The following is a 17,523-nucleotide window of genomic DNA, read 5'->3' as shown; positions in this document are numbered from 1 at the left end:
AAAATGAAAGCGCTTTTCCATAAAGTTCTGCACTTCACAAGACAACTCTGTTCTTTTTCCTATCCAACCGATTACAGCCAGAACAGCAAGCGTCCTAATTGGAACAAAAGCAGACTGACCGCATACGGCAGTGCCAGCATAATCACGATGGATTTCAACATCAGCTTCGTTCCATATTCCTGCCGCAGAGCGTTAAGCGTCATGATGCAGGGAATCGAAAACAGACAGTAGACAAGGAAGCAATAGGCCCGCAGCTTGCCTAACGGATCCGGAAAGAGCGCGCCTAGTTCGCTGATCAAACCGGCATCCTGCCCTTCCTGACTGAAATCCGCCAGGTGCACGACACTGTTTTTCACCGCTTCGCCCAGACCTGAAATCAGGTTCCGGGATTCCTCGGCAAAGTCCGGCGGTGTTTCCGTCGACTCACTTAACACCGAAGCCAGAAACCCGACGACTGTTTCCTTGGCCGCGATGGATCCGGGCAGGCTGGCAACCAACGGCCATTGCGTGCCGAAGCCCAGTGGTTCGTAAATCACAGACGCTGCCTTGCCAAACTGTGCGGCGTAGGACGTGGCGATCTCCCCGGTCGGAAAATAGGTCAGGCCCCACAGCACCGTCATTGCCAGCATCACGACAGTCAGCGCTTTACGGGTGTAATTTTTGACTTCCTGGCGGACCTTGTTGAACACCACCGGCAGCGATGGGCGGCGATATACCGGCAGCTCCAGCACCATCCACGGCTGTTTGCGATGCTCCGGCAGCGACAGCACCAGCGATAACACCAACGCGCTGACCAGGCTTAATCCATAGAGCGTAAACACGACCAACCCGCCCTGCCCGGGAAAAAATGCCGCCGCGAACAACAGGTAAATCGGCAAACGCGCGCCGCAGCTGATTAATGGAACAACCAGCGCTGTCCGCCGGCGGCTGCTTTCTTCTTCGATTACGCGCGTCGCCATCACGGCCGGAACATTGCATCCCAGGCCTAACAACAAGGAAACAAACGCTTTGCCGCTGCAGCCAAACGGCCGCATCAGCCGGTCCATTAAAAACGCGATCCGGGCCATATAGCCGCTTTCTTCCAGCAAGCCGAGGAAGAAATACAAAAACGCCATTAACGGTAAGAAGCTGAGCACGCTGCCGATCCCGGCCAACAACCCGTCGCAGATCAACGATTGCACCCAGGCCGGCATTGAGGCCAATAAGAGCCGGCAGCCGTGCTGCATCCAGAGAGTTAATTGATTCAGCCAAGCCACATACGGCGCGCTGCCATTATAGATAAGCATCAGCATCCCAAAGCTCATCGCCAGAAGCAGCGGCAGCCCCCAGATCCGGTGCAGCAGCACCGCGTCGATCCGCTTGGTTTTTAACAGCCGCCGCTGAGGATCCTGATGAACATGGCTCATCAAGCTGTCAATCGCCTGGTACAGCGCCTCATGCATCGCTTGCGGCTGGCGGTCACAGAGCTTTTGATAGGCTTGTTTCTGCAGCGCCAGCGGCGAGGCAAAGGATTCTGCCAGCTGCAGGGCGTTGACTTCATCGACCCACGCCTGTTCCAGCGGTTTTGGCAGCAGCGGCCGGTAGCCGTCAAAGGGCTGATGCAGCATCGCCAGAACGGTGTCCTTCACCTGCCGGCCGGCCTGCTTGTCAAACGCGCTGGCGCAAAGAATCGGACAAGCCAAACGGCGGCTCAGCTTTGCCGCGTCGATCTCAATTCCATTTTTCAGCACCTCATCGTAAAAGTTAAAAATCAGAATCATCGGAATCTGCAGCATCCTTAATTTCAGCGTCAGCCGCAGCGCCCGCTGTAAATGCGTCGCATCCAGGACGTTGATCAGACAGTCGATTGGCTGGGATTCCAGAAAGTCCTGGGTGATTTGTTCCTCGTTGTTGGTTTTCTGTAAATCATAAATACCCGGCAGATCGATCAGAGTGATCGCTTCCTTATCCCATTCAACCTGTGCCTGCTTGCGCTCCACCGTAACGCCCGGCCAGTTGCCGACTTCAAACCCAGCATCCGACAGCGCGTTGATCCAGGCAGTTTTCCCGGCATTGGGATTGCCGACAAAAGCTACGATCTTCATTCGGTTTTCTTCAAAGCGACATGGATCCGCGCGGCATCCGGCCGGCGCAGCGCGATCAGACTGCCGCCGACGCTGTATTCCGCCGGATCCTGCAGCGGCGCACTGCGGACAAATTCAATGTCCTCGCCCACCCGCAAACCCAGCGCTTCCAGCCGGTCCGCCAGCGCCGGCGGCAGGTCGATTCGCGTGATGACCGCGCTGAGGCCGGACGTCAATTGTGTTAGTTTCATCGCTGACTCTCCTTTCCTTACAGACTATGCTTATAAAAAGCCCTTCCTTCCGCGCAAATTTCGACATCCTCACTCTGGTATAACAGGCAGATTGTGGTATAATCAGAAAGGTTAATTTCAAAGAATAGGAGAGAAGTGTTATGAGATTAAGTCAAAGTTTCTTTACGACTCTGCGTGAGAACGTAAAGGATGAAGATTCCGTCAGCGGTAATCTGCTGGTTCGCGCGGGCATGATCAAAAAAAGCTCGGCAGGAGTCTATATGTACCTTCCCCTTGGGTATAAAGTGCTGAAAAAAATTGAAAACATTGTCCGTGAAGAAATGGATCAGGCGGGAAGCCAGGAATTGTTGATGCCGGCATTGATCCCGGAAGAAGTTTACGTCGCATCCGGCCGGCGGGATAACTTCGGTTCCAGCATGTTCTCGCTGAAGGACCGGTTTAACAAGAGCTATGTTCTCGGTCCGACGCATGAGGAACTGTTTGCCGTTGCGGCCGGCATGAAAATCCGCTCATACAAGGACATGCCGTTCAATTTATATCAGTTTCAGACGAAGTACCGGGATGAAGCGCGGCCTCGCTATGGTTTGATCCGCGTCCGTGAGTTCATCATGAAGGATGCTTATTCCTTCGACAAGGATGAAGCAGGCATGGATGTCGCCTATCAAAAGATGTTCGACGCTTACAAGCGGGCGTTTGACCGGATGCACATGGATTACAAGATCGTCCGCGCCGATACCGGCGTTATGGGCGGACTCTTGTCCGAGGAATTCCAGGCGGTCACGGAAATCGGCGAGGATGTTTTAGTTCTGTGCGATCAATGCAGCTTTGCTTCCAACCTGGAAGTTGCGCCGTGCAAAGATGAGGGCACCGACAGCACAGAAGCGCATCTGCCGAAGGAATTGGTGGAAACGCCGAATGCGCGCACGATCGAGGAAGTTACCGAGTTTTTGCATGAAGCGGCTAATCAATTTGTCAAAACATTGATTTACAACATCGACGGCAAGCCGGTTGCGGTGATGGTCCGGGGCGATCGGGAAGTCAATGAAACCAAGGTTCTCAAGCTTGTCGGCGGATTGGAAATCGCGCTGGCAGAACCTGAGATGGTCGTCAAAGCGACGGACGCCAAAGTCGGCTTCGCCGGTCCGATCGGTCTGCATTGTCCGTTAATCATGGATCTGGAAGTTTCGCATATGGCGAATTTCATCACCGGCGCCAACAAGACGGGATATCACTATATCCATGTCAATCAGGAAGATTTCAAAGCGGATTACACGGCGGATGTCCGGCAGATCATGGAAGGCGACACCTGCCCGATCTGCGGCGGCAAGATCGTCTTTAAAAAAGGCATTGAAATCGGGAATACGTTTAAATTGGGAACGAAATATGCCCAGGCGATGGATCTGGAATATCTCGATCAGGAAAACAAACTGAATCCAGTCTGGATGGGTTCGTATGGCATCGGCATCGGCCGCTGCATGGCCGCGCTGGCCGAACAGCACAGCGATGAGCATGGCTTATGCTGGCCGATCAATATCGCGCCGTATCCGGTAGCGATCGTTGTCATTGCCAAAAAGGATGAGCAGCAGATGGCTGCCGCAGAACAGCTGTATGCCCAGCTGCAGGCCGCCGGCGTCGATGTCATGCTGGACGACCGGGATGAACGGCCGGGCGTTAAGTTCAAGGATATGGATCTGATCGGCACACCGATCCGGCTGACTGTCGGTAAGAAAATCGGCGATGGTCTCGTTGAGATGAAGCTGCGCAAGGCTGAAAAAGCGGAAGACATCAGCATTGACAACGTAGTCGCTAAGGTTTTAGAGCTCATTCATCAGGGCGAGTAAGCCAAAAGGACAATCAAGATAAAATAAAAAGTGATCTTCTGGATTCAATGTCAGAAATCACTTTTTTATTGGCGTGAATAGCGTCATTCACTTTTATTCTGATAGATGTTGGATCTCGCTTCCAAGCTTCATTGGCATGACTGTTAGTTTTTAATTGAAGCTCATAATCGGCAGAACCTGGCCGACTTGATCTCCTCCCCTTTTCCAGCTTCTCCAGGCCAGCTTTCGCTTCCAGGAATCAAGGAATCACAAACCTTACAAAACTGTGAGGATTTTGTCATGCCTGTCCATGGTAGATCCGCCAGGATAAGCATAGAATAAAGACAAAGGAGGAACATCGCTTATGAAATCATTGTTGGAAGTCATCACCGCTCTATTCGGCAGTCTTCTGTTCTTCCGCCGGAAGACCCCTTTCCGTTTAGGTCAGGTTCCGAAACGAACACAGCTTTAATTGATTATCCTGTGATAAACCAGAACGCTTTGATCCTCAAAATCGAAGCGTTTTTCCAATTTATAATTCAAACGGCTTAAAAGGCGCTGACAGGCCGTGTTCTCCATGGCAACATAGGCTTGCAGTACAGAAACATTCAAAGTTTGACTGGCAAAATCCTTTGCCCAGCTCAGCAATTCCTGTCCCAATCCGCAGCCCCAGGCTGGTTCATCCAGAAACAACGTCACATCCCGCATTTCAGGCTTCTCCGTTTGCTTTAATGCCAGCACGCCCACCGGTTCCTGCGACGATTTCCTGGTCACAAGCCAGGCATTGTTAATTCCCGCGGTCAGCTGCAGGATTAAGTCCACGGCCTCTGAATGAGATTTCAACGTCGAAAAGCGCATATAGCGGGCAACGGATTCCTTGCCGGCCATCGTCAGAACCGTATCAGCATCCTTGACAGTCAATGGCGTGAGCTCCAGTCGTTCTGTATCCTGACTCACCAGTTTTTCAATCCGGTAAACATTGATCGTGTCGACATCCGGGCAGCAGAACACCGCGCGGTTTTCCGGATTGCTGGGAATCTGTCCGCCATAGCGAAGAATATCGATGTAAGGAAACGCGACGTGCGCGGCCATGGGGCACAATTGTCCGCGTTCTGTGTCAAAGTCATAACCATCGCCGATCTGATGTCCCCGGTGACAGCCGTTGGGGCCCTTCCGATCGATCAGCGTGATGATGATCTTAGCTCTGGAATTCATCATAGAATCCCCCGGTTTTCAGTGATGGCCTGTTCGATCCGCAGGCCCCGATATAAATCGGAATTGTACTGATTTTGACGAATTAACGCTTCAACGGCATCCATTGCTTTTTGACACGCTTCCGGCAGCGTTTTCTTTTGCAGCAATGCCCCTGCCAAAACGGCGGAGAACACATCGCCGGTACCGGGAATCCGGACGTCAATCATTTCAAACGGGAGATCAAAGCTGATGCCCTGTTCATCCCGTCCACAAACATAATGACCGCCCTCTTCCGCGAAGACGACGCTGGTGATCACGGCCGAGCTGCAGCCTAACGCTGTCAATTCGTCCAGCAGCTGATCCTTCTGTTTCCGGGTCACGCTTATCCCCCAGTCAGGATGCGAGCATAACAGTGCTGCTTCCGTTAAATTAGGAACGATCACCTGCGCCGAAGCGGCTAATTCTCTGCGCAGTTCGACGGCGGAAGGATCCACACCCGGATACAAATGCCCTTCATCGCCCAGAATCGGATCGACGATTTTCAGCGCCTCCGGATGACGGACAAACAATCGTTTTAATAATTCTACCTGTTTTTCTGAAACGAGAAATCCTGTGCAGATACAATCGAAATGAAAGTTCAGCTGATCCCAGGCATTCAGCGTATTTTCCATGAATTTCGTCGTATCCTGAATATCAAAAACACCGTAATCCAGCGTATTGGACACCAGCGCGGTCGGCAGATTATGCACGATATGTCCCTGTGCTGACAACAGCGGAATCATAACGGACAAGGCGACTTTCCCAACGCCGCACAAATCGTTAACCAGTAGAATTTCTTTTTCCATATCCAACTCTCCCTTTAAATCACAGCGTTATTATAGCATGCCCTCAGAACAAACGTCCGCCTCAATCGCAGAGATTGAGAGAAAACCATTCTATCCAGCGAAATATATTTAGTCTATAATGAACTTTCCTTTTCAGATTTTTCGATATCACGTTGAATGAGTGATTTAATATAATTTGTTTTATCTGCTTGCTTTTCCAAGTGATCGATAATCGCTTGATCTTTTTTCAGACTGAAACGAAACGCATACTGTTTATAGAACTTTTTCTTATATTCATTGACATAAGCCGCTTGATTAAAAGTCTTTTTTTCCATTGTTTTCTGCCTCCTTTTTGCATATAATAGAGATGGGAAGGGAATGGCTTAAAATAAGCCAATTTCCCTTAAGAATGTAAGAACTACGCCGATTAAACTGATAATTGCCGTTATTAGTTTAATGATTTCAATGATCAAACTGATTTGGTTTTGATTATTGGGCGTAGTTCTTTTTTTCTTGCCCTTGGATTTTCCCATCTCTTCACATCCTTCCTCGGGCAACTTAAGTTTAGCATAGACTAGTCTATAACTCAATAGTGATCTTAACTTATTTGAGTTTGATAAAACGAACTAAATCTAATCCAATTCACTTGGCAAAATTTCTTAGTGGCGTTTATAGATGGCAACATATAACAATGACTTCATTTTAAGCTGAGTCCCAACGAATGGACTAAAAAATTTTGCGATTGTTTTCTATCTCTTTTTTGCATATAATAGAGATGGGAAAGAGAAAGGCTCAGAATAAGCCGATCTCTTTAAGAAAAGGAAGAAGCACACCGATTAAACTGATAATTGCCGTTATTAGTTTAACGATTTCAATAATCAGACTGATTTGGTCTTGATCATTGGGCGTGCTTCTTTTTCTCTTGCCCTTGGACTTCCCCATCTCTTCACATCCTTTCCTCGGGCAATTTAAGTCTAGCATAGACTAGTCTATAACTCAATAATGAAATCAACTTATTTGAGTTTTAAAAATAAGATATCCAAGGGTAAAAAAAAGCAATGATCGACGGACTTGGCAGTGTTTCTTTCACTAGAAACAAGCTCTTTCCGATCATTGCTTTTTTTACATTCTATTCGTTACTCTCTGAGTTATTGACCCTGATCTTCGATGAAAGCTGAAAGGCTAACGCACAACATCGAGCGGATGACCGTCAATATCTTCCATGACAATACCATAAATCTTCATAATCGTCGGCGCTTCGTCCACAAGCTTCGCCCCTTGAATCTGGACGCCCATCTTAATATCCGGACCGCTTAGAATAAACGGCGGCTGATCACCTTTCGTCGGCAGATGTCCATGCGTGGCAACTGAGAATTTATAGTCGGAACTATCAACGGACTCGATCAGATCGCCGGTCAGGTTCTTGCCAAAGGAAACGGAGGTCGCTGCTTCCACCACGAACTCGAAATCCCCCTTCATGTGCCACTGAGCCAGGGCTTCTTCAGCCGTCCAAACTTTTTCAATTTCCTGCGGATAGGTTTGTTGAATTTCTTTCAGAATCGCCGCCGCTTCATTCCGATCCATCGCCGGGCCTAAATGAATATGCGCAGAGAAAGCGCAGGATTGAGCATACATCCGCCAGCCTGTAATCTTCCCCTGTTCATCGACGTCGATCAATCCCCGATCATAAAACAACTTGTTCAGATTGAACAAATGGGATACATTGATCTGACCATGATCGCCCAGGATGACGATGTTGGTCTTGTCCAATAAATTCTGGCGGTTGAGCGCAGCGATCAGCGTGCCGATCTTACCGTCCACAAACCTCAGCGCTTCATTGACTTTTTCGCCTTTTACGCCGTTTTGATGTCGCTGATGATCGACATAGGAGAAATGGATAAACATCAGATCCGGCTGGAACGTTTCGATAATTTCCGCCCCGCAATGTTCGGCATAGTTATCAAACTCCGGCGTCAGCATCCATTTTAAACGGCCTTTGTTGCGTTCAAAAATTTCTGCGACTGCCGGACTGTTAGCCTGAGTGCAGATGTCTGTCGGGTCGTCGTGAATCGTCGGCGCCCAGATTTCCGCAATGTTGTAATCGGCGGCGGAACCGGCCATGACCGGCCAGGTCACTGTGGCGGTGCTCAGTCCCGCCGCTTTCGCGTAGTCCAGCATCGTCTTGACCCGGATATCCTTGTACCACCAGTTCCACTGCGGCTTCGGCACATTGACCTGCAGCCGCTCATTGTGAACGATGCCGTGCTTATCCGGATAACAGCCCGTCATGATCGAAACATGACACGGGTAGGTCAGCGTCGGATAGATGCACTCGATATCGCGCACCTGCGCCGCGCCTTTTACAATGGGTCCTAAATTCGGCAGCGTTTCCAACAACGGGATATCATCGCTGATCAACGCGTCGATCGAAATGACAAGCGTCTTTTTATTCATGATGTCCCTCCTGGTTCTCTGCCATCAGCGCCCGCAGCTGTTGCTTCCAGGTGTTTTCCTCCACCTGCACCTCAGGGATGACCTGACTGGCTTCATCCAGGAAATGCAGATAGCCTCGTCCCATCGCACGGCCTTTTTCCGTGTGCATGTCATACACGAAGTCCGGCAGCTCAATCCCCTTCGGATCGCTTTCCAGCTTCCGCTTGATCAGACTTTTCAGATTACAGGAATCACGGTTTTTATCGCACAGACAAAGATAACGAACCGCATGCACCGTGAACATCCAGCGATCGGATTCGCCATAGTCGAAATCCTTGCGGAAATGATCGAGGCTGTCGATCACCGGCGCCGCCTGCGGCTGACCCATGCCGATATCCTCTACGCAGATCGCTTTTAAGCGTTTCCAGACAAAGTCTTCCAACGCTTCGCTGCTCATGCAGCATTCCATTGCCACCGTCGCGGCCTGTTCCGTTTCTGCGCGGCGGATCAGCTTCTGCAGGGCGGAGATCAATTCCTCAGCCTGATATCCGTGTTTTGTTTTCAAACCTTTTAAATCCATGGCGTTGCGCCTCCTTTCATAAAAAGAAAGGGAAGCGAAGTCAAACCGGCACTCCCCTTCCCTGTCGTTGGTTATTTCAGGCTGTTCAGGCAAACTTCGATGGCCGCTGCCGGATCTTTGAAATTGACCAGCACTTCATCCATCATCGTCTTCACCGCTTCATAAACTGCGCTGGATGTGTAGTCGTCCGTCGAGAACGCCGGCAGGAAGAAGTAAGCGTCAGACTGAGCCGGACCGGAGATCTTCGTGTCGTTAGTGCCCGCTTCCACGAATGCTTTGTATTCCGCATCGTCAACCACGCTCTGGCGGATCGGCAGATACCCCGTGTTCAGCGTCATCGGCAGGTTGGATTCCTTGCTTGACATGAATTTGATGAATTCATAAGCCGCATAGCTCTGTTCCGCATTGCCGGATTGGTTCAGCGCCGCTAAAACGTAACCGTTGGAAATGACCTGCTTGTTGGCAGCATCAGCCTGCGGAATTGCTGCGGAAGCCCAGACAACCTGTTCCGGGTCCGCGATCTTGCTGGAAATGTACTGGCTTTCCACGGTTCTGCCGATATACATCGGAACGATTCCGTTGGCAAACGGACCCGAGAAGAACATGTCTTCGCCCGCTAACCGGAAATTGCCGTTCTGGATATTTTCCTGCATGTAGGTCAGCGCTTTAATCGCTGCCTCGCTGTTGAATAACAGTTCGCCCTTGACGTTGGTGTAATCGCCGCCGAACTGTTTGGTCAGCGTGATGAACATATCCGCCGGATAGTCGGTGCCAAATGCCGGCTTGCCTGTGATCGCCTGGATCTTCGCAGAAGTTTCAGCCAGCTCCTCCCAGGTTGTCGGCACAGTTAATCCGTTGGTTTCAAAGAATTTCTGATTGTAGTACAGCACTTCCGTATACATCGTAAACGGCAGCGAATACGTTCCTTCAACGGAATAATTGGCGCCGAATGTTCTGAACGATTCATAGATATCGTCGTAGTCCGTCATGCCGACCGCCGCATCATTGATATACGGCGTCAGATCGACCACCGCTTCGGAGGCAAGCAGATCTTCCACATAGGTTTGCTGAGACAGAACCACCGCCGGAGCGTTCTTTGCCTTGACCGCGCCGACAACCTTGTTGTTGACTTCCGCACTGGAGCCCTGGTTGATCGCGGTGACGGTGATGCCTTTTTCCTTACCGATCGTGCTGTTGAATTCCTCAACCCGCTGGTTGACGATTTCCTCTTGGATGTTGGTGCAGTTATGCCAGAATTCAATGCTGATCGGGCTGGTGATCTCTGTGACTAAAGCGGTCTTGTCCGAGCCGCTGTTCTCCGGTTCTGTTGTCTTGCCGTCATTGGACGAGCAAGCGCCTAAGCCGAGAACCATCATCAGAGAAAGAATGCAAATTAAGCCTTTTTTCATGTTTTCTTTCCTCTCTTTATTTTATATATCAAAGGGTCTGCCCAAGGCTACCCTTTAATACCACCGCGGGCAACGCCGTTGATAATCTGCTTTCTGAAGATCAGATAGAAGACGACCATCGGCAGGATGACGACACAGGCGCCGGCCATCTGCAGATTCACGAAGGATGAAGCGTCGTTGTTGAAGTACATCAAGCCGGTCGTCAGCACCCGCTTGTCCGGACTGTTGGTGACCATCAACGGCCACAGGAAGGAATTCCAGGTCGTGATGAAGTGCAGGATCGAGATCGTTGCGATTGCGTTCTTGCTCATGGGAACCATGACCTTCCACAGATAGCGCCAGTCGCTGCAGCCGTCGATCTTCGCGGCTTTATATAAGATTGGCGGTACCTGCATGAAATATTCGCGCAGCATATAGATGTAAAACCCGCTGGCCAGGGTCGGAATAATAATGCCCTGATAGGTATCCAGCCAGCCCAGATGGGAGACGGTGACATAGTTCTGGATGATCAAGAGCTCCGTCGGCACCATCATCGTCGACAGAAACAGCCAGAACCAGAATTTCTTGCCCTTGAATTCCAGAACGGAAAAGGCGAAGGACGCCAGCACCGTGACCACAACCGCCAGCAGCGTGGAGATCGTCGCGATGATGCAGGTGTTGATGAAATACTGCCCGAAAGGAGCGGTATCGAAAACCGTTTTGAAGTTTACCGCCATCCATTCCTTCGGGAACCAGATCGGCGGAATCCGGATCGATTCGTCCAGGGTTTTGAACGCCGTCAGAATCATCCAGAGAAATGGGAACAGCATCGTCAGCGCGCCGGCGATCAGGAAGGCATATTTGAGCAGTGTGCCCAACTGACCTGGCAGCTTGTTTTTCTTTTTCATCACGCTCTCCCCTTCCTAGTTATAATGGATGAACCGCTTGGACACTTGGTTCTGGATCATCGTCACAACCGTAATGATGATGAACAGAATGATCGCGGCCGCCGAGGCATAATGAACCTGATTGCGGTTATAGAACATATCATAAATGTAATAAACAACGGTGATCGCGCTGTTGGCCGGACCGGCCTGACCGGAGAACAGCGAGAAGATTTCATTATACAGCTTGAAGGCATAGATCACCGATACCATGATGACCATCCAGAGCGTCGGCGATAACAGCGGCAGCGTGACGTGAAAGAACGTCCGCAGCTTGCTCGCTCCGTCGATCCGGGCCGCTTGATAGTATTGCTCGTCAATTTTCTGCAAACCTGCCAGAAACAACACGATCTTAAACGCCAGGCCGCTCCAGATATAGAAGATCGTAACCGCCCAGATCGCCAGCTTCGGATCCGACAGCCACTTCATTGCCGGAATCCCGAACAGGCTCAGAAAATAATTGATATAACCGTATTCCGAGTGGAACAGCCAGCGGAACACAATGCCGATCGCGATGATCGAGGTGACATACGGAAGAAAATACACCGTTTGGAAAACGCCTTTGAATTTGACTTTGGAGTTGATCAGGACGGCGATCACCAGCGCGATGATCAGCGAAATCGGCAGGCCGACCCCAAAGATGATCAGCGTATTCTTGAGCGCCAGCTGGAAGGAAGGATCGCCGAGAACATGCTCGAACGCCTTCAGGCCAAACCCCTTGCCGACTTCCGTCAGGTAGTTATACTTTGTATAAAAGCCCATCCGGAACACTTTCACCAGCGGATAGAGTACGAAAACCAGCATGACTAAAATCGCCGGAGCGAGATAGAGATAGGCTTTATAGCTCTCGTAGAATTTCTTCCACGCGGAGCGCTTTTTTATCGCAGGAGCCTTATTCATACTTAAATTCCTTATTCAGCCGCCGGCCCGATTCTTTGTCAAACAGATAAATGCGCTTACCCTTAATAGCCAGGGAGAGCGGCGCGCCGGCTTTGACTAAATGCACGCTGTCGATCAAAGCGTGAACCGGAGTGGCGTTGAGCGTGAAGGTGATCAGCTGGTCGCGGCCGCGGATTTCCACGGATTCCACCAGGACCGTCAGTTCCTCTCCCAGCGTAAACGATTCCGGACGGATGCCCGCCAGCACCGTTCCGCTGATGTCTTCCTGCACCGGATACTGCGCTTCGTTCAAGCGGATCATCCCCTGCTCAGCCTGAACCTCCACGAAATTCATCGGCGGATTGCCTAAGAAGCCGGCGACAAACTGATTAGCTGGTTCCAGATACATCCGCTGCGGGAAGCATTGCTGCTGAATAACGCCTTTTTTCATCAACACGATTTCATCGGTAATGCTCATCGCTTCTTCCTGATCATGGGTCACGAAAATCGTCGTGACGCCGGTTTCTTTCTGAATGCGGCGGATTTCTTCACGCATTTCCAAACGCAGGCGGGCATCGAGATTGGACAGCGGTTCGTCCAGCAACAGAACCTTCGGCTGCTTGACCAACGCCCGGGCGATCGCCACCCGCTGCTGCTGACCGCCGGAAAGCTGCGACGGTTTACGCTTCAGCAGATCGTCGACCTTGACCAGTTTGGCCATCTCCATACACCGCGCCAGCGCTTCCTCTTTTTTCACTTTTGCGTTGACTAACGGGAACATGATATTCTGCTGCACGGTCATATGCGGATACAAGGCGTAATTCTGGAATACCAAGCCGATACCGCGCTCCTCCGCCGGTACCTCGGTCACATCTTCCCCGTCGAACAAGATCTTGCCTGAAGTGGGCTGTTCCAAACCGGAAATCATATACAGCGTCGTTGATTTGCCGCAGCCGGACGGACCTAACAATCCTGTCAGCGCGCCGTCTTTTATCGTCAGATTGACGTGATCGACCGCCACGGTCTGACCAAAATCCTTAACCAGATCCACTAATTGGACTTGCATGTTTCCCCTCCTGAAATATTTTAATTGAATTGTTTACATCATGAACATTATAAAGCATTTCACAGCCTTCGTAAATAAAACTAAAATGCTTTCTTTGTTAAAATTGTGATAATTGCGTAAAAAAAATCCTGGCTCGCATAAGAAGCAAACCAGGATAAGTGTGTTACTTTAAATTGTTGAGAACCGCTTCCACAATCGCGTCGCTGTCCATTTTGTATTTGTGCAGAAGTTCCGCCGGCTTGCCGCTTTCGCCATACACGTCGCGCTGCCCGACACGGACAAGCTTGCGCGGACATTGCTCGCTCAGCACTTCCGCCACCGCGCTGCCTAACCCGCCGATGATGCTGTGTTCCTCACAGGTGACAATCAGCTTGGCATCTTGCGCAAATTTCACGATTGTTTCCGCATCGATCGGCTTGATCGTATGGATATTGATCAATGTCGGCGTAATTCCTTTTTCATTCAGACTGTCGCAGGCTTTCATCGCTTCCTGAACTTCCAGGCCGGTAGCCAGAATGACGACGTCCTTGCCTTCTTTTAAGACATCTGCCTTCCCGATTTCGAAGTGGTAGTTCTCGTCATGGATGACTTCTACAGCGCTGCGGCCTAACCGGATAAAACATGGCCCGTTGATTGCCGCAACGGCTTTCACCGCGGCTTCCGCTTCCACCGCATCGCAAGGACAGATTACTTTCATCCCCGGAATTCCACGCATCAGCGCGATATCTTCAAAGGTCTGATGGGATGCACCGTCTTCGCCGACTGAAATTCCGGCGTGCGAAGCGCAGATCTTCACGTTTAACTGCGGGTAACCGATGCTGTTGCGGATCTGTTCATACGCACGGCCGACCGCAAACATCGCAAAGCTGCTGGCAAATACCGTGTTGCCGCAGGAAGCTAATCCCGCAGCCACAGCCATCATGTTACCTTCTGCGATGCCCATGTTGCAATGGTGATCCGGCGCCACTTTCTTCGCCATGCCTGATTTTGTGGAACCGCTGAGATCCGCGTCCAGCACGACAATATTTTCATTTTCACTGACCAGTTCAGCCAGCGCTTTTCCATAAGCTTCCCGGGTTGCAATCTTAGCCATTGATCTGTGCCTCCAATTCCTGAATCGCAGCTTCCGCCTCTTCCGGCTTTGGCGCTACGCCGTGCCAGTTTGCTTTGTTTTCCATGAAGGAAACGCCCTTGCCCTTCACCGTGTGTGCCAGAATCAACGTCGGTTGTCCCTTGCATTCTCTGGCCGCCGCATAGGCGTTTTCAAGCTGATCGTAATCGTGTCCGTCAACCTCGATCACATTCCAGCCAAACGCTCTGAACTTTGTATCAAAAGGAGTTGGATTCATAACGTCGGTAATCTTACCGTCAATCTGCAGTCCGTTAAAGTCCAAAATTGCGACGAGGTTGTCCAGTTTGTAATGGGCGGCCGCCATCGCCGCTTCCCAGATCTGACCTTCTTCGCTTTCTCCATCTCCGACTAACGCATAAACGCGGAAGTCCTGATGATGGATTTTATACGACAGCGCCATACCTACCGCGCAGGATAAGCCCTGACCTAACGAACCGGTCGACATATCGACACCTTTGATGCTCATGTTCGGATGTCCCTGAATGTGGGAATTGATTTTACGGAACGTCATTAAATCTTCCTGTGAAATAAACCCTTTTTCTTTTAATACGGAATAGAGCACCGGCGAAGCGTGTCCTTTGGACAGTACAAATTTGTCACGGCAGACGTCGTCAACATTCTCTTCTGTGATGTTCATTTCGTTAAAGTACAGGGAAACTAAAATTTCCACTGCCGACAACGATCCGCCTGGATGGCCTGACTGTGCTGCACAGGTCATGCGGATAATATTTTTGCGCACTTCGGCAGCAATCTTCTTCATTTCAGTTTGATTCATTTCCTTCACTCCTTTTAGCCTTCCCTATTCTATCATTATTGGTACAGAATGTAAAAAAGAAAACGGGTAAATTTCACAAAATAAAAAAATCACAGAAAGTTGTTGATCAACGGTGATAAGGAAGCACTTTAAAAATAATTTAACGGCTGGCAAACAGAGAACAAAAGAAAAACATCATATAGAAAACTTAGTTTAAGGAAATCTAGAAATAACCGTTAAACTCTTTAATTCTTTATAAGGAAAAGCGGGTTTTCAACTAATGCGCTCTTTTCATTTCCGCTGAATGGTAACAAAATATATTACTATTCACCGAGAAGTGAGGGAAAAGAAAACCGGATCAGCTTAAAACTGCCGGTTGATTCTGAGGCCATCCTGAATTCAGGATATTCTCGAAGGTTTCCAAGGTATTCTGTTTTTGTTTCGTTGCCGTTTGAAGTACACTCAACATGGCCATTTTATGCTTTCCTGTTTCCACAGTTGCGTACTGACCTGAGATCTTTTTAAAGATCTTACAGATTCTTGCCTGTCTTTCGGCTTCATTATTATCAAAAGCCACATTAAAATTCCGAAGGAACAGAAGATGTTCCTTGACGTATTCCTTCATCCGTTTCAAGGTCTTGATCGCCTCCAAACATATTTCGTTTCAATATCCGGATGTTCGTCATAGTATTCCTTGACCGTTTGTTCCGCGATGTTCAGAAATTTTTCTTCAATGGCCTTGTATTCTTCTTCTGCCATCTGCTGGATTCCCTGTGCCTGCAGTTCGTGTTTTCGATGCAGAGCTGTCTGAAGCAGAATGATCATCTCATGGCATTTTTTGACATCATCAAAATCAACGCCACCCTTCAAAGATCTCAAGATGTGTTCGTTACATTCGGCATGAATACAAGGCCCAAGATCATAGTAGGCTTTGTAATGATCATGAATTATGACGTTCTCAAACATTTCCAGAACCTTTAACGGTCCATTTTCTATATCTTTCCTTTTTTTAGTCATCATAAAATACGCACAGTATTCTGTGCTTAGAATATGGATCCAAGCTTGATCTCCGTTGATTTTGTAGCCTATTTCATCCACATGCACAACCCATGATTTTAAAATCTCATCCAAGATCCACTTCCGGTATCCTTCACTTTTGCGGCCAAACTCCGCCATCTAACAGGTGACGGTAGACGGCTGGATGGACAGCGCTCCATGACTTAACTCGTTGAGGATTGTGCACAGTCGATCCAGAACGATCACGCCCTTATTATTGAGATAAAGAAACTGGGCTTTCAAGGATGACGAATATGTGACACTGTTAATCGCATACTTCCTCATTACCGACTGTCCAATTGAATCCCTGTTTTCTTGAGGTGATATCGGGTCTCTGTCACCGAGGTAATGAACTCTGCATGAATTTTCTGGGTTCTATAATAGCGAACTTTTTCACGCTCCTTGACTGCTTGGGCTCCGGAAAGCGCTTTGACAACCCACTGATCAGAAGGATATCAGGATGCGTACTCATTTTATTATGATGGGCAACGTGTCCTTTTTGCCCGCCTTTCTTTTTGCCTGTAGCTTCGCGCAGGTTTACCGGCTGAGGTTTTCTCGGTTCCTTAGCTTGGGATTCCTGGGTTTTAACTTCATTATCAAAAGGATACGCTGAGATCGGATTATTCGTATTGGTCGTATCCGCGAATCGATATTTCTTTAACTGTCTGCGAAGCTCATTGATGACCTCATTCTGTTCTTAAATGATTTTATCCTGTTCTTCAATCGTTGTATCCCGACTTCCAATCTGATCATTAAGAATTTCATAAATCTCTTCGATTTCATGATCGAGATCCTCAATCGTAGTTTCCTTATCCCGCTCCTTGTTTTTCAGATTATAAAGCTGAACTTTCATATCTTTTGTTTTCAGTGTCAAGCTTTGAATTGTATTCTTATTTCTTAAAGCACTGACTTGATAGAGAGAGAAATACGATTGGAGAGAATCTGATTCTGTTTTACCTGATTTTCCAGAGACAGAATTAATCCTTCATCAAAATAATCGGCATTCGCAAAGTAGAGCTCAGGCGACAAACGATTAATATTTCGTGTTAAAGTGTTTGTATTTTTCATAGCTTCAGTGTAACACGCTAAGCACGGGCATGCAATGTGGGGAACTTTTGAAAAGCGCCGTCCATTCCGAG

The 17,523-nt window shown here is 49.2% G+C and carries 19 protein-coding genes; 1 reads left to right on the top strand and 18 read right to left on the bottom strand.

The features are described 5' to 3' along the window. Window positions 1–71 precede the first annotated feature (71 nt). Both feoB and DWY25_RS11095 read right to left on the bottom strand, forming a co-directional pair. The gene (gene feoB, locus DWY25_RS11100) at window positions 72–2,084 is read right to left on the bottom strand and encodes a ferrous iron transport protein B (RefSeq protein WP_117895288.1); all 2,013 of its coding nucleotides are present in this window, start codon (window positions 2,082–2,084) and stop codon (window positions 72–74) included. Next, window positions 2,081–2,314 (bottom strand): FeoA family protein, encoded by a 234-nt coding sequence (locus DWY25_RS11095; protein WP_117895287.1) that lies wholly within the window; start codon window positions 2,312–2,314, stop codon window positions 2,081–2,083. The genes feoB and DWY25_RS11095 overlap by 4 nt, the downstream gene beginning before the upstream one ends. Before the next feature lie 140 nt (window positions 2,315–2,454). Here DWY25_RS11095 and DWY25_RS11090 point away from each other — a divergent pair, with 140 nt between their 5' ends. Continuing rightward, window positions 2,455–4,155: a proline--tRNA ligase gene (locus DWY25_RS11090; RefSeq protein WP_117895286.1), complete on the top strand. Its 1,701-nt coding sequence runs from the start codon at window positions 2,455–2,457 to the stop codon at window positions 4,153–4,155. A 447-nt stretch (window positions 4,156–4,602) separates the two neighbouring features. Here the strand turns inward: DWY25_RS11090 and DWY25_RS17740 are convergent, their stop codons facing one another. From DWY25_RS17740 to DWY25_RS17730, 16 genes are all read right to left on the bottom strand, one after another. After that, window positions 4,603–5,349 (bottom strand): TIGR04076 family protein, encoded by a 747-nt coding sequence (locus tag DWY25_RS17740; RefSeq protein ID WP_181981796.1) that lies wholly within the window; start codon window positions 5,347–5,349, stop codon window positions 4,603–4,605. Continuing rightward, window positions 5,349–6,173 carry a PfkB family carbohydrate kinase gene (locus tag DWY25_RS11080; protein WP_117895285.1) on the bottom strand — a complete coding sequence of 275 codons (825 nt, stop codon included), beginning with the start codon at window positions 6,171–6,173 and terminating at the stop codon, window positions 5,349–5,351. The genes DWY25_RS17740 and DWY25_RS11080 overlap by 1 nt, the downstream gene beginning before the upstream one ends. 113 nt (window positions 6,174–6,286) lie before the next feature. Beyond that, window positions 6,287–6,487, bottom strand: coding sequence for a hypothetical protein (locus DWY25_RS11075; RefSeq protein WP_006059257.1), 201 nt, complete (start codon window positions 6,485–6,487; stop codon window positions 6,287–6,289). 457 nt (window positions 6,488–6,944) lie between these two features. Beyond that, window positions 6,945–7,094, bottom strand: a complete 150-nt coding sequence (locus tag DWY25_RS17880; protein ID WP_156788879.1) for a hypothetical protein — start codon at window positions 7,092–7,094, stop codon at window positions 6,945–6,947. 240 nt (window positions 7,095–7,334) lie between these two features. Then, window positions 7,335–8,606, bottom strand: coding sequence for an alkaline phosphatase family protein (locus DWY25_RS11070; RefSeq protein WP_117895284.1), 1,272 nt, complete (start codon window positions 8,604–8,606; stop codon window positions 7,335–7,337). Next, window positions 8,599–9,165, bottom strand: coding sequence for a hypothetical protein (locus tag DWY25_RS11065; RefSeq protein ID WP_006059253.1), 567 nt, complete (start codon window positions 9,163–9,165; stop codon window positions 8,599–8,601). The genes DWY25_RS11070 and DWY25_RS11065 overlap by 8 nt, the downstream gene beginning before the upstream one ends. A gap of 71 nt (window positions 9,166–9,236) precedes the next feature. Then, window positions 9,237–10,574 (bottom strand): extracellular solute-binding protein, encoded by a 1,338-nt coding sequence (locus tag DWY25_RS11060; RefSeq protein WP_117895283.1) that lies wholly within the window; start codon window positions 10,572–10,574, stop codon window positions 9,237–9,239. 47 nt (window positions 10,575–10,621) lie between these two features. Continuing rightward, the gene (locus DWY25_RS11055) at window positions 10,622–11,461 is read right to left on the bottom strand and encodes a carbohydrate ABC transporter permease (RefSeq protein WP_006059251.1); all 840 of its coding nucleotides are present in this window, start codon (window positions 11,459–11,461) and stop codon (window positions 10,622–10,624) included. A gap of 15 nt (window positions 11,462–11,476) precedes the next feature. Then, window positions 11,477–12,397, bottom strand: a complete 921-nt coding sequence (locus DWY25_RS11050) for a carbohydrate ABC transporter permease (RefSeq protein WP_117895282.1) — start codon at window positions 12,395–12,397, stop codon at window positions 11,477–11,479. Further along, a complete protein-coding gene (locus DWY25_RS11045; protein WP_117895281.1) occupies window positions 12,390–13,442 on the bottom strand; it encodes an ABC transporter ATP-binding protein in 1,053 nt (350 codons plus the stop codon). The genes DWY25_RS11050 and DWY25_RS11045 overlap by 8 nt, the downstream gene beginning before the upstream one ends. A 163-nt stretch (window positions 13,443–13,605) precedes the next feature. Further along, complete coding sequence (locus DWY25_RS11040; RefSeq protein ID WP_117895280.1) at window positions 13,606–14,535, bottom strand: transketolase family protein; 930 nt, start codon at window positions 14,533–14,535, stop codon at window positions 13,606–13,608. After that, the gene (locus DWY25_RS11035; protein WP_072684405.1) at window positions 14,528–15,349 is read right to left on the bottom strand and encodes a transketolase; all 822 of its coding nucleotides are present in this window, start codon (window positions 15,347–15,349) and stop codon (window positions 14,528–14,530) included. Before DWY25_RS11035 ends, DWY25_RS11040 begins: the two co-directional genes overlap by 8 nt. A 337-nt stretch (window positions 15,350–15,686) precedes the next feature. Beyond that, window positions 15,687–15,953: an IS66 family transposase gene (locus tag DWY25_RS18045; RefSeq protein WP_117895279.1), complete on the bottom strand. Its 267-nt coding sequence runs from the start codon at window positions 15,951–15,953 to the stop codon at window positions 15,687–15,689. Window positions 15,954–15,958: 5 nt separating this feature from the next. After that, window positions 15,959–16,459 (bottom strand): IS66 family transposase, encoded by a 501-nt coding sequence (locus tag DWY25_RS17970; RefSeq protein WP_181981795.1) that lies wholly within the window; start codon window positions 16,457–16,459, stop codon window positions 15,959–15,961. Window positions 16,460–16,504: 45 nt separating this feature from the next. Beyond that, on the bottom strand, window positions 16,505–16,669 hold the full coding sequence (locus DWY25_RS17735) for a hypothetical protein (RefSeq protein ID WP_181981794.1): 165 nt from the start codon (window positions 16,667–16,669) through the stop codon (window positions 16,505–16,507). 412 nt (window positions 16,670–17,081) lie between these two features. Beyond that, window positions 17,082–17,237 (bottom strand): hypothetical protein, encoded by a 156-nt coding sequence (locus tag DWY25_RS17730; protein ID WP_181981793.1) that lies wholly within the window; start codon window positions 17,235–17,237, stop codon window positions 17,082–17,084. Window positions 17,238–17,523 lie beyond the last annotated feature (286 nt).

Source organism: Holdemania filiformis, assembly GCF_003459085.1.
GTDB classification, from domain to species: domain Bacteria; phylum Bacillota_I; class Bacilli_A; order Erysipelotrichales; family Erysipelotrichaceae; genus Holdemania; species Holdemania filiformis.
The sequence above is the reverse complement of the archived record's forward strand: the minus strand, read 5'-3'. Positions and strand labels throughout refer to the sequence as shown.

Bases quoted from the DNA above. Each gene is read 5' to 3' on its own strand.
- feoB (WP_117895288.1), bottom strand. From the start codon at position 2,084: ATGAAGATCGTAGCTTTTGTCGGCAATCCCAATGCCGGGAAAACTGCC.
- DWY25_RS11050 (WP_117895282.1), bottom strand. From the start codon at position 12,397: ATGAATAAGGCTCCTGCGATAAAAAAGCGCTCCGCGTGGAAGAAATTC.
- DWY25_RS11095 (WP_117895287.1), bottom strand. From the start codon at position 2,314: ATGAAACTAACACAATTGACGTCCGGCCTCAGCGCGGTCATCACGCGA.
- DWY25_RS11075 (WP_006059257.1), bottom strand. From the start codon at position 6,487: ATGGAAAAAAAGACTTTTAATCAAGCGGCTTATGTCAATGAATATAAG.
- DWY25_RS11055 (WP_006059251.1), bottom strand. From the start codon at position 11,461: ATGAAAAAGAAAAACAAGCTGCCAGGTCAGTTGGGCACACTGCTCAAA.
- DWY25_RS11070 (WP_117895284.1), bottom strand. From the start codon at position 8,606: ATGAATAAAAAGACGCTTGTCATTTCGATCGACGCGTTGATCAGCGAT.
- DWY25_RS17730 (WP_181981793.1), bottom strand. From the start codon at position 17,237: ATGAAAGTTCAGCTTTATAATCTGAAAAACAAGGAGCGGGATAAGGAA.
- DWY25_RS11090 (WP_117895286.1), top strand. From the start codon at position 2,455: ATGAGATTAAGTCAAAGTTTCTTTACGACTCTGCGTGAGAACGTAAAG.
- DWY25_RS17740 (WP_181981796.1), bottom strand. From the start codon at position 5,349: ATGAATTCCAGAGCTAAGATCATCATCACGCTGATCGATCGGAAGGGC.
- DWY25_RS18045 (WP_117895279.1), bottom strand. From the start codon at position 15,953: ATGAAGGAATACGTCAAGGAACATCTTCTGTTCCTTCGGAATTTTAAT.
- DWY25_RS11060 (WP_117895283.1), bottom strand. From the start codon at position 10,574: ATGAAAAAAGGCTTAATTTGCATTCTTTCTCTGATGATGGTTCTCGGC.
- DWY25_RS11045 (WP_117895281.1), bottom strand. From the start codon at position 13,442: ATGCAAGTCCAATTAGTGGATCTGGTTAAGGATTTTGGTCAGACCGTG.
- DWY25_RS11065 (WP_006059253.1), bottom strand. From the start codon at position 9,165: ATGGATTTAAAAGGTTTGAAAACAAAACACGGATATCAGGCTGAGGAA.
- DWY25_RS11040 (WP_117895280.1), bottom strand. From the start codon at position 14,535: ATGGCTAAGATTGCAACCCGGGAAGCTTATGGAAAAGCGCTGGCTGAA.
- DWY25_RS17880 (WP_156788879.1), bottom strand. From the start codon at position 7,094: ATGGGGAAGTCCAAGGGCAAGAGAAAAAGAAGCACGCCCAATGATCAA.
- DWY25_RS11035 (WP_072684405.1), bottom strand. From the start codon at position 15,349: ATGAATCAAACTGAAATGAAGAAGATTGCTGCCGAAGTGCGCAAAAAT.
- DWY25_RS11080 (WP_117895285.1), bottom strand. From the start codon at position 6,173: ATGGAAAAAGAAATTCTACTGGTTAACGATTTGTGCGGCGTTGGGAAA.
- DWY25_RS17735 (WP_181981794.1), bottom strand. From the start codon at position 16,669: ATGAGGAAGTATGCGATTAACAGTGTCACATATTCGTCATCCTTGAAA.